Source organism: Curtobacterium sp. MCLR17_045, assembly GCF_003234405.1.
Taxonomy (GTDB): Bacteria; Actinomycetota; Actinomycetes; order Actinomycetales; family Microbacteriaceae; genus Curtobacterium; species Curtobacterium flaccumfaciens.
In genome coordinates this window covers 32,489-45,281 of sequence record NZ_QKTB01000012.1, presented here as the reverse complement: position 1 = coordinate 45,281, position 12,793 = coordinate 32,489, and the positions used below count along the sequence as shown (strand labels likewise).

Genomic DNA, 12,793 nt, shown 5'->3' with positions numbered 1-12,793 from the left:
CCCGTCAGGCGGCCTGGAGGCGCGGTGCCCGTCCGTCCACAGGCTGCGGTTGTGCGCACGGTTCCGCACAGAACCGTGGTCGCGTCGGGCGACCCGGGTCGCGGTGCGCCAGGATGGGTGCATGACCGACCAGCGCATCGCCGTCGTCGTCCTCGCCGCCGGGCAGGGCACGCGCATGAAGTCGTCCACGCCCAAGGTGCTGCACCGGCTCGCCGGACTGCCGCTCATCGGGCACGTCCTGCGCACGGCGTCGTCACTCAGCCCCGAGCACGTCGCCGTCGTCGTGCGGCACGAGCGTGACCGCGTCGCGGCCGAGGTCGTCGAGCGCGCCCCCGACGCGATCGTCGTCGACCAGGACGACGTCCCCGGCACCGGCCGTGCGGTCGAGGTCGCGGTCGAAGCGCTGCCCGCCGACTTCGACGGCGCCGTCGTGGTGCTGTCCGGCGACGTCCCGCTGCTCGACGCCGCATCGCTCCGGCTCCTCGTCGACGCCCACGTCGGCGGCGGCAACGGCGCGACCTTCGTGAGTGCCATCGCCCCGGACCCGACCGGCCTCGGACGGATCGTGCGCGATGCCTCCGGCGCCTTCGTCAGCGTCGTCGAGCACAAGGACGCGACAGCCGAGCAGCTGACCATCACCGAGGCGAACGCGGGCATCTACGCGTTCGACGTGGCACGCCTCCGGGCGGCCCTGCCGTCGCTCACCACGGCGAACGCCCAGGGCGAGAAGTACATCACCGACGCTCCCGCGCTGATCAGCGAGCGCGGCGGGCGCATCGACGTGGTCACCCTGACCGACCCGTGGCTCGTCGCCGGCATCAACGACCGTGCCCAGCTCTCCGACGCCGCGCGTGAACTCAACGCCCGTATCGTCCGCCGCCACCAGCTCGCCGGCGTCACCGTGCAGGACCCCGCGTCCACCTGGATCGACCTCGACGTCACGATCGAGCCCGACGCAGAGGTCCTGCCCGGCACCCAGCTCATCGGCGCCACCGCGATCGCCGCCGGTGCCGTCGTCGGACCGGACACCACGCTCCGCGACACCGAGGTCGGCGCCCGCGCCACCGTGAACCGCGTCGACGCCACCCTCGCCGTGATCGGGGACGACGCCTCGGTCGGCCCGTTCGCCTACCTGCGGCCGGGCACGATCCTCGGTGACGACGGCAAGATCGGCACCTTCGTCGAGACGAAGAACGCCCGGATCGGCCGGGGCAGCAAGGTCCCGCACCTGTCCTACATCGGCGATGCCGAGGTGGGCGAGGACTCGAACATCGGCGCGAACACCATCACCGCGAACTACGACGGCGTGCACAAGCACCGCACCGAGGTCGGCTCGAACGTCCGTACAGGCTCGCACAACGTGTTCGTCGCCCCCGTTAGGATTGGTGACGGTGCGTACACCGGTGCCGGGACCACCGTCCGCAAGGACGTTCCGGCAGGATCGCTCGCGATCAGCTACGCCCCACAGCGCAACACCGACGGATGGGTCGAGGAACACCGACCCGGCACACCGGCGGCCGAGGCTGCTCGGCTCGCGAACGGCGAATAGATCCCGGCGACCACCCGTCGCCGACATCGACCCCTCGTGGGTCAGGGAGTGAGCACCGCACTTGTCCGGAATCAAGACAACCGGCCAGAAACGACTCGTCCTCGTCTCGGGGCGAGCACACCCGGCGCTCTCTGCCGAGATCGCGGAGGAGCTCGGGGTCGACCTCGTGCCGACCGATGCCCGGACCTTCGCGAACGGTGAGCTCTACGCCCGCTTCGACGAGTCGGTCCGTGGCTGCGACGCCTTCGTCATCCAGTCGCACACCGCGCCGATCAACGAGTGGCTCATGGAGCAGCTCATCATGGTCGACGCGCTGAAGCGTGCCTCGGCGAAGCGCATCACGGTCGTGGCGCCGTTCTACCCGTACGCCCGTCAGGACAAGAAGGGCCGCGGCCGCGAGCCGATCTCGGCCCGCCTCGTCGCCGACCTGTTCAAGGCCGCCGGCGCGCACCGCATCATGAGCGTCGACCTGCACGCCGCGCAGATCCAGGGCTTCTTCGACGGCCCCGTCGACCACCTGTTCGCCATGCCGGTGCTGCTCGAGCGCTTCCGCCAGATCCTCGACCCGAAGACGCTCACCGTCGTGTCGCCCGACATGGGCCGCGTCCGTGTCGCCGACATCTGGTCCGAGAAGCTCGGCGCCCCGCTCGCCATCATCCACAAGCGCCGCGACCCGCTCGTGCCGAACCAGGTCTCGGTGCACGAGATCGTCGGAGACGTCAGCGGCCGCGTGTGCCTGCTCGTCGACGACCTCATCGACACCGGCCGCACGATCGCCAAAGCTGCCGAGGCGCTCAAGAACGCCGGCGCCACGGGCGTCGTCGTCGCCGCGACCCACGCCGTGTTCTCCGACCCGGCCACCGAGCTGCTGCAGAGCGAGTTCATCGACCGCGTGGTCGTGACGGACACCCTGCCCCTCCCGATGGACAAGCGCTGGGACCGCCTCGAGGTCCTGCCGATCGCCCCGCTCATCGCCCGTGCCATCCACGAGGTCTTCGACGACGGTTCCGTGACGTCGATGTTCGACGGCGCCGCTTGACACATCCCGCGCGTGATGCCCTCGCGGCCCGGCTCCGGGCCGCGGGGTGCGTCTTCGCCGAGGACGAAGCCGACCTGTTGCTCGAGGCCGGCGACGGTGAGCCGGTGCGGCTCCGCACCCTCGTGCAGCGTCGGCTGGCCGGTGAGCCGCTGGAGTACGTGCTCGGGTGGGCTGCCTTCGACGGGCATCGCATCCGGGTGACCCCCGGGGTCTTCGTGCCGCGAGCCCGCACCACCGTCGTCGTCGAGCAGGCTGCGCGTCGGCTGCAGCGCTACGACCGCGTGGTCGACCTGTGCTGCGGTGCCGGCGCGATCTCGGTCGCCCTGTTCGGTCGGGTCGGCGCGCTCGACCTCGTCGCGACCGACATCGACCCGGACGCCGTCGACGTCGCAGCCGAGAACATCGGCGACCGCGGCATCGTCGTCGCCGGAGACCTGTTCGCGCCGCTGCCCGATCGGTTCCGCGGGGCCGTGGCGGTCATCGCGGTGAACGCCCCCTACGTGCCGACGGCCTCGATCGAACTCATGCCGAGCGAGGCCCGCGAGCACGAACACCGTGTCGCGCTCGATGGTGGTGCGGACGGCCTCGAAGTGCACCGCCGGATCGCAGCGGGTGCGGGGGAGTGGCTCCGTCCCGGTGGCGCCGTGGTCATCGAGGTGTCCGAGGCCCAGGCCGAGGCGTCCGCCGCTGCGTTCACGGCCGCCGGCTTCTCCACCGTGATCGAGCGGGACGCCGAGGTCGACGGCACCTGCGTCGTCGCGACCCTGCCCGCCTGACCCCGGTCTGTACGCCTGGTCCTGGTCTGCCTGGCCGTGGTGCCGAGCGGTCACGACATGCCGCTCAGGTTCGTCGAGCCGGCACGAAGTGTCGCCTGCGCGTCCGGGAACCGACGCTTTCTGCGCCCCCGGCGTGACGCACGTGGCGTGTCGCGCGGCCAGGGCGAGGGGCGGGGCGGGCTGTCACCGGGCCTCCAGGCCGTCTGGTGACCGGAGCGGGCCGGCGCCGAGCGGTCACGACATGCCGCTCAGGTTCGCCGAGGCGGCACGAAGTGTCGCCTGCGCGCCCGCGAACCGACACTTTCTGCACCCCCGGCGCGACGCACGTGGCGTGTCGCGCGGCCAGGGCGAGGGGCGGGGCGGGCTGTCACCGGGCCTCCAGGCCGTCGGGTGAGCGGAGCGCGCCGGCGTCGAGTGATCACGACATGCCGCTCAGGTCCACCGAGGTGGCACGAAGTGTCGCCTGCGCGTCCGCCTACCGACGCTTTCTGCCACCTCGACGGCCGTCTGCGGGCGTGTCGCGGACCCGCTCCAGGACGGTCAGCGCGCGTCGACCGTCACCGTGTGCCAGCCCGTCGCACCGTTGGGAGCCGGCGGCCGGTCCACGCTCGTCTGCACCTCGCCGTCCGCACTGGTCGCGCGCACCTCGATGCGGTGCGAGCCGGTGGTCGGCGTCCACCGCACCACCCACTGCCGCCAGGTGTCCGCGGAGACCGAGTCGGCGAGTTCGGCGCGCTGCCAGTCGCCGCCTCCGACGCGGACCTCGACGGCCTTCACGCCCTTGTGCGGCTGCCACGCGACCCCGGCGATCGCGACCGGCTTGCCTGCGGTCACGGTCGACCCGTTCCGCGGGGTGTCGATGCGGGACTCGAGCTTGACCGGGCCACGCTCCGACCAGCCACGCGGGGTCCAGTAGCCCTGCGCGTCGGCGAACCGGGTGACCTCGAGCTCGGTGACCCACTTCGTCGCCGAGACGTACCCGAACAGGCCCGGCACGACCATCCGCACCGGGAACCCGTGCTCGGTCGGCAGGGGCTCGCCGTTCATCCCGACCGCGAGCAGCGCCGCGGTGCCGTCGTCCTGCAGCACGTCGAGCGGGGTGCCGGCGGAGAACCCGTCGATGCTCCGTGAGAGCACCATGTCGGCATCGCCCGTCGGACGTGCCCGGGCGAGGAGCTCCCGGATGGGGTAGCCCAGCCAGCGGGCCGTGCCGATGAGGTCACCGCCGACCTCGTTCGACACGCAGCTCAAGGTGGCCACGTGCTCCTCGAGCGGCAGTGCGAGCAGCTCGTCCCAAGTCAGCGTGATCTCGTTCTCGACCGCGCCATGGATGCGGAGCGACCAGTCGGCGGGGTCGACCTGCGGCACCCGCAGGGCCGTATCGATCCGGTAGAAGTCGGCGTTCGGCGTGATGTAGGGGGTGATGCCGTCGACGTCCAGCGACGCACCCGCGGGGACCGCCGGTGCAGGGGTCGCGGCGGCGGGCAGCCGGATGGCCCGCCTGGCAGCAGCGGCCGCCTGCATCCCGGACGACCCCAGCCGGGAGGCGGTGCCCACCACGACCGCGACGGTCGCCGTCGCGACGCCCCAGACCAGGAACGTCCGCCGCTCCGTCGACGCCGGTCGCGGTGCCGCCGTCGGCACGGTCGCCGCGGCCTCCCACCGGCGCAGCCGCTGGAGCAGCAGGCGCAGGACGACCACTGCTGCCGCGATGCCGAGGACCGTCGGGGCGCCGTCGAGCGTCCCGCTGCCCGAGCGGGTACTGACGGCCAGCAGCGCCAGCACACCACCGGCGGCGAACACGAGGGCACCGAAGGGCGGTCGTGCACGTTCGAGGACACCGGCACCGGCGCTGATCGCGATGACGATCACCGTCATGAGCACGAACAGGGCGACCTTGTCCCCGGTGCCGAACACGGCGACCATGAAGTCCTTCGCACCCGGGGGAGCGAGGTCGATGACGGCGGATCCGACGGCGACCAGGGGGCTGCCCGCTCCGCCGAGCAGCAGCGCGCCGAACTCGGCGACACCGAGGAACGCGGCGGCGGCCACGACGCCGACGATCGCGGCGATCAGCGTCCAACGTCGGGTCGAAGGGGCATCGGGCCCGCCCGGGCCGTCCGACGGACCCGCCGTCGGTTGGCCGATCGGTTCGTCCGTCGTCTCGGTGGTCACCGCCCGAGCGTAGGTCGCCCGGCCGCTCGTGGGCTGTGTGTGCGGGCTTCCCCGCGCGTTCATCGGGTTCGGCCAGCAGGTGGCGCGCGGCTCGTGGGAGGATCGGACCGTGCTGCAGCGTCCGGATGGTGTCCCGCGGTCCGGTCGTGCCCGCGGTGCCGGGCGGACACCGATGTCTCCGGCACGTCGACTCGCCACCCTGCGCTGGGTCATCGTCGTCGTCTGGCTGGTCCTCCTGATCACCCGGATCGTCGTGGTCTCGACGGCGCCGGGCGTCGACCTCTCCTGGTACGGCATCGTGGAGTTCGGCGCGATCGCCCTCGGTGTCGTGGTCATCGTGGTCGCCGTCGTGCGGACCGCGACGGCACGGCGGCGGCAGGCGGACGAGGCCCTCGCGCTCGCCATCCGGCGGATCGACCCGACGGTGTGGCTGGTGCCGGCGGCGCCGACGCCCGAACTCCGTGGCGTCGTCGACGAGGTCCGTCCGGACACCCACCTCGGTTCGCGCGTGACTTGGGCCTTCGGCGCTACCGAGGCCTCCCTGTGGGAACTCGACGAACGGCGGGCGACCCGGCTGCTCGTGATCCGGTGGAGTCGTGTCGTGCACGTCGGACTCGAAGACGTGGCGGACGGCGTCGACGGCTCGGACGGCTCGGGGCGAGACGGTGGCTCCGAGCGCCCTGGCCGTTCCGCTGGCGCTCGCCGCGCGTGTGCGGTGGCGATCCACCACGTACGACCGGACGAAACCCCCGCGGTGGCGACGTTCTTCGTCCGGACCGCCCCCGGTTCGCGTCGGCTGCTCGGGCGCGGTCCACGGCTGGACCGGCTCGTCGCCGACCTGGCACGGGAACGCATCGTCGCCTGACGCGACGGAGGGCCCCGTGGTCAGCGAGGCCCTCCTTGCAGGACCCGCACCGACCTCCGTGGTCGGCAGCGGGTGCGGTCGTCAGTGCGTGGACGGCTCCTGCTCGACCTCGCGGCGGTCGTCGTCGGACCACAGCGTGTGGAAGGTGCCGTCCTTGTCGATGCGCTGGTAGGTGTGCGCGCCGAAGAAGTCGCGCTGGCCTTGGATCAGCGACGCGGGCAGACGGTCGGACGCGAGCGAGTCGAAGTACGACAGCGCGGACGAGAAGCCCGGAGCGGGGACGCCCGACGCAGCCGCGATGCCGACGATGCGGCGCCAGGCGGCTTCGCCCTCGGCCACCGCGTTCGCGAAGTACGGGTCGACCAGCAGCGACTCGAGCTTCGGGTTCTCGGCGTACGCCTCGACGATGCGGTTCAGGAACTGAGCTCGGATGATGCAGCCACCCCGCCAGATCTTCGCGACGTTGCCGAGGTCGATGTCCCAGCCGTACTCCTTCGCCCCGGCGATGATGAGGTCGAAGCCCTGTGCGTACGCGACGACCTTCGAGGCGTACAGCGCCGCACGCACGTCGTCGGCGAAGGTGTCCGGCACCTCGGCGATCTGCGGACGGTTCTTGACCGACTGCTGCACCGCGGCACGCTGCGTCGGCTTCGACGACACGGCGCGGGCGAACACGGCTTCGCCGATGCCCGAGACGGGGATGCCCAGGCCCACGGCGTTCTGCACGGTCCAGACGCCGGTGCCCTTCGAGCCGGCCGCGTCACGGATGACGTCGACGAGCGGCTTGCCGGTGTCGGCGTCGCGCTGCTTGAGGACCTCACCGGTGATCTCGATCAGGTAGGACTCGAGGTCGCCCTTGTTCCACTCGTCGAAGACCTGCACCAGGTCCTCCACCGAGAGCCCGCCGACGCGACGGAGCAGGTCGTACGACTCGGCGATGAGCTGCATGTCGGCGTACTCGATGCCGTTGTGCACCATCTTGACGAAGTGCCCGGCGCCGTCGGTGCCGATGTGGGTCACGCACGGTTCACCTTCGGCGACCGCGGCGATCGACTTCAGGATCGGCCCGAGCGTCTCCCAGGCCTCCTTCGAGCCACCGGGCATGATCGACGGGCCCTTGAGTGCGCCCTCTTCTCCACCGGAGATGCCGGTGCCGACGAAGTTCAGGCCCTTCTCGCGCAGGTCGTGCTCACGTCGGATGGTGTCGTGGAAGTTCGCGTTGCCGCCGTCGACGATGATGTCGCCCGGTTCGAAGCGTTCGGCGAGCTGTCCGATCACGGCGTCGGTGCCCTTGCCGGCCTGCACCATGATGATGGCGGTCCGGGGCTTCGACAGCGAGGCGACGAACCCGTCGATGTCCTCGGACGCGATGAACCCGGCGTCGCCGTGCTCCTGGAGCAGCTCCTCGGTACGGGCGTACGTGCGGTTGTAGACCGCCACCGTGTTGCCTTCGCGCGATGCGAGGTTGCGGGCGAGGTTCGAGCCCATCACTGCGAGTCCGACGACTCCGATGTTCGCCTGACCGTTGTTGTCTGCCACGAGGGCCTCCTTTGTCCTGACGTTGGCGCCCAACCTACGACCGGCGGTCTGGGATCGCACAGGTGTTGCGGGAACTGGGGACCAGAGTTCACCGGATCAATACTGTGGAGGGATGAGCGAGCTCGCTGTCCACCCGCCCGTCCTCGTGATGGGGGTCTCCGGCTCCGGCAAGTCCACCATCGGCCAGGCGCTCACCGACGCCCTGGTCGCGCAGGGCGAACCGTGCGTCTTCGTCGACGCCGACGACCTGCACCCGGTCGCCAACAAGGAGAAGATGCGGCAGGGGATCCCGCTCACCGACGACGACCGCTGGCCGTGGCTCGACGCCTGCGCCGAGCGGATCGCCGCGGTGGAATCGGACGGCTCCCGGTGCGTGATGGCGAACTCGGCGCTCAAGCGCGCCTACCGGGACCGGCTGCGCGAGTCCGCGCCGGGTCTCGTCATCGCCTTCCTCGACGGGTCGCGCGACCTGATCGCCGAACGGCAGTCCCACCGCCAGCACGAGTACATGCCGACGACGCTGCTCGACTCGCAGTTCGCGACCCTCGAGTGGCCGCAGCCCGACGAGGCCGCCGTCGCGGTGTCGATCGACGGATCGGTCGACGACACCGTGCGGGAGATCCTCGCCGCGCTCGCGGTCACCACCGCCTGACGAGCGTCGACGACCCGCGACGGATCCGGGCAGTTCCTCCACAGGGCGCAGTGCGGCCGTCGCCATCCCCAACCGATCCCCGGTCCCGTCCGCGTCGAGGGAGACGCTCGTACCGTCGCTCCATGACCACGATCACTGCCGCGCGTTCAGATACCACTCTTGATACCATCGACCCCATGGCCATGACCCTCCGACTCGACGACGACGAGGCAGCGGCGTTGCGCAAGCGTGCTGACCTCGAGGAGCGCTCGATGCAGGACGTCGCGCGCGCCGCCATCCGCGAGTACGTCGAGCAGCACAGCCGCAGCGATCTGATCGACGGCATCCTCGACCGAGAACTCCCGCGCTACGCCGAGGCGCTCGAACGACTCGGCAAGTGATCCACCTCACGACCGACGAGGCGTTGCACGTCGCTCGTCGGACCCTGGGAGCTGACTACGCGATCCGCGACGTCGGACTGCTCGAGGCGGCGGTCGCGCGACCCGCCGCGTCGGTGGGCGGGAACGACGCCTACCCGACGCTGGTCGAGAAGGCGGCGGCGCTCGTCCACTCCGCCGTCCGGAACCACGCCCTGGTCGACGGCAACAAGCGCCTCGGGCTGATGCTGCTCGTGGTCTTCCTCGGCGTGAACGGCGTCCGGCTCCACGCCTCGAACGATCAGGCGTACGACTTCATCGTCGCGATCGCCGAGGGGGAACTCGATGCCGTGCCGGAGATCGCTGCTGCTCTGACCGCGATGGTCTCGGACGCCTGACCGGCCGCTGGAACGGACAGCGGTCAGCGATCAGCGGCGCACCGCACTGATCGCCCCGTGCGGCCGGGCCCCCGGGTCCGTGCGGGTGTGGACGTCCACGACGTCGAAGCCCGCTTCGTCCAGCAGCGCCGCCAGGGACGCGACCGGCCAGCGGTAGGCGGTGACGACGGCGTGGTCGAAGGCCTCGACCGCGGCGCCCTCGAAGAACCCGAGCAGCAGCCCACCGCCGGGGGCGAGCACCCGACGGAACTCGGCGAGTGCCCCACCGATCTGCGACGGTTCGTGGTGGATCACCGAGTACCAGGCCAGGACCCCGTCGACGCTGCCGTCCACGAGCGGGAGCGCGTCGAGCGACGCGACCCGGAAGTCGATGTCCGCGTCCACGGCGCCGTGCGTCCGTCGTGCGTGCTCGACGAACTCAGGCGCCGCGTCGATGCCGCTGACACGGTGCCCCTGCCGTGCGAGGTGCGCCGTCCAGTGACCGGGGCCGCACCCGGCGTCGACCAGGGGACCGCTTCGACCGGCTGCCCAGGCGTCGACGAGGGCTCGGTCGTCGGGGTGGACGGTGTCCATCGACCCGAGCAGTGCCGCGTACTCGTCGGCCCGAGCGCCGTACGCCGCCGTCACCCGCTCCGTCATGCGCCCGACCGTACCGCCGCAGCGCCGAACCGTGCGAGGTTCCGTGTTCCGTGCGACCCGGCACCCCTCGCACCAGGCACGGAACCTCGCACCACGCGGCAGTGCGGCGCCGCCAGCGTCAGAGCTTGAACGTCGCCCGAGGGATGTCGGACACGATGCGGCGGGCGGTGCGGACGGCGTCCTCCTCGGAGACCTGGTGCGTGACCACGAGCGACGCCAGGTACGCCGCGTCTGCCCGCCGCGCCATGTCGTGCCTCGCGGGGATGGAGCAGTACGCGCGGGTGTCGTCGATGAACCCGGAGGTCTTGGTGAACGACGCCGAGTCGGTGACGGCCGACCGGTAGCGCCCGATGGCCGCCGGGGTGTCGATGAACCACCACGGCGCGCCCGCGTACACGGCGGGGTAGAAGCCCGCGAGCGGCCCGATCTCGCGCGAGAAGACGGTCTCGTCGACGGTGAAGAGCACGAGGTGGAACCCGGGAGCGGTGCCGAAGGACTCGAGCAGCGGCCGGAGCGGCTCGGTGAAGGACCCGACGGCCGGCAGGTCGTGCCCGGTGTCCGGCCCGAAGCGCTCGAGCGTCGGGGTGTGGTGGTTCCGGATCACCCCGGGATGCAGCTGCATGACGAGGCCGTCCTCCACGCTCATCTCCGCCCAGCGGTAGAGCATGTCGTGCCGGTACGCCGTCGCCTCGGCCTCGGTGACCGAGGACGCATCGCGCAGCGCCGCGGCGTGGATGCGCTCCCGCTCGCTCGACGGCAGGGGAGCGGAGCCCGCGTCGAGCACTCCGGTGTCCGTGGCGGTCGCACCGTGCTCGATGAAGTAGTGGCGACGTGCGCGGAGAGCCGCCAACAGCCCTGCGTGGCTGCCCGTGTCAATGCCGGCGGCCTCGCCGATCGACGCGACCACGGGCCTCCAGTCCGACCGCGTCGGGTCGAACACGGCGTCCGCGCGGAACGTGGGGAGGACCCGGCCGGTGAAGCCGGGGTCCGCCGCGAGCTGCGCGTGCGCAGCGAGGTCGTCCGCCGGGCCGTCCGTGGTGGCGAGGACCTCGATGCCGAAGGCGTCGAAGAGCGCGCGTGGCCGGAACGGGGGCGACGCCAGCAGGCCGGCGATGTGGTCGTACTGGTCGTCCGCGTTCGCCGCGGACGGCGCCTGGTCGAGCCCGAACACGTCGTGCAGCTCCGTCTCGAACCAGTAGCGCACGGGGGTCCCGAGGAAGTCGTCCCAGTGCTCCGCCAGCTGCCGCCAGATGGCACGGCCTGGCGGCGTCGGCTCAGCGGCATCGCGCCAGCGATGCGCCGACGCCGCCGGGCGAGCCTGCGAGCCCGGGCGGGGCCCCGACCGGTCCGCGCGTCCCAGCGCGGCCAGGTCCACCCCGTTCGCGTGCAGCAGGCGGAGCACGTAGTGGTCGGGCGTGATGAGCAGCGATGCGGGGTCGCTGAACGGCTGGTTCGAGGCGATCAACGCCGCATCGACGTGCCCGTGCGGCGAGATGATCGGGGCGTCCTTGACCGCCTCGTACACGGTGCGTGCCACGGCTCGCGCTCCGGGGTCGGCGGGGAACAGCCGGTCGGGGTGCGGTGCGAGCCGGGTGGGGGTGCTGGTGCGGGTCATCATCGACTCCTTCGGGGGCGGCGGGTTCGCCGGTGGCGAGTGCGGGATCAGTCGTTGTGGGCGCGCGGTGCCGGCCCGGTCGACTCGCGCACGGTCAGGTGGGTGGGCAGGGCGACGGCGCCGGACATGTGCTCCCCGGGCAGTTCGTCGGCGGGCAGGGCGCCGAGCCGTCCGAGCAGCATCCGGATCGCGACCCGGCCGGCCCGCTCGATCGGCGAGGTCATCGTGGTGAGCGGCGGGTTGCAGAAGTCGGCGCCGAAGATGTCGTCGCAGCCCACGATGCTCATGTCCTCGGGGACGCGGACCCCGCGCTCCCGCAGCCGGGCGAGCATCCCGATGGCGATCAGGTCGTTGAAGGCGATGCACGCGGTCGCACCGGCGTGCACGGCGGCGTCGGCGGCCGCGGCGCCGGAGTCGACGAAGGGTGCGTGCGGCCCGACCCGGGCGACGCGGATCCCCAGGCGCTTGGCGACCTGCACGAGCGCGCGCCACCGACGCTCGTTCGACCACGAGCTGTCCGGCCCGGCGACGTACAGGATCTCCCGGTGTCCCAGCGACACCAGGTGCTGCACCGCCTGCTCCACCCCGCCGGGGGTGTCGATGAGCACCGAGGGCACGCCGGTGGGCCGACGGTTCACGACGACCAGGGGGATCCGTTCGGCGAACCGTGCGATCTGCGCGTCGGACAGTCGTGACGCCGTGAGCACGACCCCGTCGGCCTTCGCCCCCACGGCGGTGAGTGCGGCCATCTCGGCGTCGGCGGACTCCTCGGTGTCGACGAGCAGCTGCGTCCAGCCGGCCCCGGCGAGCTGGTGCTGCGTGCCCCGGATGACGTCGAAGTAGAACGGGTTCGTGATGTCGGACACGAGCACGGCGACGGCACGGGTGCGGCCGGACGTCAGCGCCCGGGCCTGCGAGTTGGCGACGTAGCCGAGCTCGCGGGCTGCCCGCTGGATGCGCTCCTGGGTGACGGGGTTGACCCGGTCGGGCAGGGACAGGGCGCGGGAGACGGTGGACGCGGCGACCCCGGTGGCGTCGGCGATGTCGCGGATGGTGACGCGACGTGCGGCACCAGCGGCGGTGCCGGCAGCACCGCCCGTGCGCCCGCCGCCGTCCGTCGAGAGGTCCTTCACGAGGCCGAACGTATTCGCGTCTGGCAACAAGTGGCAACCGGTTGCCGCATGTTGCCA

The 12,793-nt window shown here is 71.9% G+C and carries 12 protein-coding genes; 7 read left to right on the top strand and 5 right to left on the bottom strand.

The window, feature by feature from the left end; genetic code table 11:
* Positions 1-121: 121 nt before the first annotated feature.
* From glmU to DEJ05_RS09705, 3 genes are all read left to right on the top strand, one after another.
* Complete coding sequence (gene glmU / locus DEJ05_RS09715; RefSeq protein ID WP_111110306.1) at positions 122-1,549, top strand: bifunctional UDP-N-acetylglucosamine diphosphorylase/glucosamine-1-phosphate N-acetyltransferase GlmU; 1,428 nt, start codon at positions 122-124, stop codon at positions 1,547-1,549.
* 61 nt (positions 1,550-1,610) lie between these two features.
* The gene (locus DEJ05_RS09710) at positions 1,611-2,588 is read left to right on the top strand and encodes a ribose-phosphate diphosphokinase (protein ID WP_027464468.1); all 978 of its coding nucleotides are present in this window, start codon (positions 1,611-1,613) and stop codon (positions 2,586-2,588) included.
* A complete protein-coding gene (locus DEJ05_RS09705; protein WP_111029618.1) occupies positions 2,585-3,364 on the top strand; it encodes a putative protein N(5)-glutamine methyltransferase in 780 nt (259 codons plus the stop codon). Before DEJ05_RS09710 ends, DEJ05_RS09705 begins: the two co-directional genes overlap by 4 nt.
* 540 nt (positions 3,365-3,904) lie before the next feature.
* Here the strand turns inward: DEJ05_RS09705 and DEJ05_RS09700 are convergent.
* Positions 3,905-5,539, bottom strand: coding sequence for a molybdopterin-dependent oxidoreductase (locus tag DEJ05_RS09700; protein WP_111029617.1), 1,635 nt, complete (start codon positions 5,537-5,539; stop codon positions 3,905-3,907).
* A 109-nt stretch (positions 5,540-5,648) separates the two neighbouring features.
* On the opposite strand from DEJ05_RS09700, the gene DEJ05_RS09695 reads away from it, so the two are divergent.
* Positions 5,649-6,404 carry a hypothetical protein gene (locus DEJ05_RS09695; RefSeq protein ID WP_146245071.1) on the top strand — a complete coding sequence of 252 codons (756 nt, stop codon included), beginning with the start codon at positions 5,649-5,651 and terminating at the stop codon, positions 6,402-6,404.
* An 81-nt stretch (positions 6,405-6,485) separates the two neighbouring features.
* On the opposite strand, the gene gndA is transcribed toward DEJ05_RS09695, so the two are convergent.
* Complete coding sequence (gene gndA / locus DEJ05_RS09690; protein ID WP_027464472.1) at positions 6,486-7,943, bottom strand: NADP-dependent phosphogluconate dehydrogenase; 1,458 nt, start codon at positions 7,941-7,943, stop codon at positions 6,486-6,488.
* A 112-nt stretch (positions 7,944-8,055) separates the two neighbouring features.
* Here gndA and DEJ05_RS09685 point away from each other — a divergent pair, with 112 nt between their 5' ends.
* The 3 genes from DEJ05_RS09685 (at position 8,056) to DEJ05_RS09675 (ending at position 9,349) form a co-directional block, all read left to right on the top strand.
* On the top strand, positions 8,056-8,595 hold the full coding sequence (locus tag DEJ05_RS09685) for a gluconokinase (protein WP_111029615.1): 540 nt from the start codon (positions 8,056-8,058) through the stop codon (positions 8,593-8,595).
* 176 nt (positions 8,596-8,771) lie between these two features.
* Positions 8,772-8,975, top strand: coding sequence for a ribbon-helix-helix protein, CopG family (locus DEJ05_RS09680; protein WP_175330845.1), 204 nt, complete (start codon positions 8,772-8,774; stop codon positions 8,973-8,975).
* Complete coding sequence (locus DEJ05_RS09675) at positions 8,972-9,349, top strand: type II toxin-antitoxin system death-on-curing family toxin (protein ID WP_111029614.1); 378 nt, start codon at positions 8,972-8,974, stop codon at positions 9,347-9,349. The genes DEJ05_RS09680 and DEJ05_RS09675 overlap by 4 nt, the downstream gene beginning before the upstream one ends.
* 30 nt (positions 9,350-9,379) lie before the next feature.
* On the opposite strand, the gene DEJ05_RS09670 is transcribed toward DEJ05_RS09675, so the two are convergent.
* From DEJ05_RS09670 to DEJ05_RS09660, 3 genes are all read right to left on the bottom strand, one after another.
* A complete protein-coding gene (locus DEJ05_RS09670) occupies positions 9,380-9,988 on the bottom strand; it encodes a class I SAM-dependent methyltransferase (RefSeq protein WP_111029613.1) in 609 nt (202 codons plus the stop codon).
* A gap of 118 nt (positions 9,989-10,106) precedes the next feature.
* Positions 10,107-11,603: a glucuronate isomerase gene (gene uxaC, locus DEJ05_RS09665; RefSeq protein ID WP_111029612.1), complete on the bottom strand. Its 1,497-nt coding sequence runs from the start codon at positions 11,601-11,603 to the stop codon at positions 10,107-10,109.
* Positions 11,604-11,650: 47 nt separating this feature from the next.
* Positions 11,651-12,736 carry a LacI family DNA-binding transcriptional regulator gene (locus tag DEJ05_RS09660; RefSeq protein WP_181433143.1) on the bottom strand — a complete coding sequence of 362 codons (1,086 nt, stop codon included), beginning with the start codon at positions 12,734-12,736 and terminating at the stop codon, positions 11,651-11,653.
* Positions 12,737-12,793 lie beyond the last annotated feature (57 nt).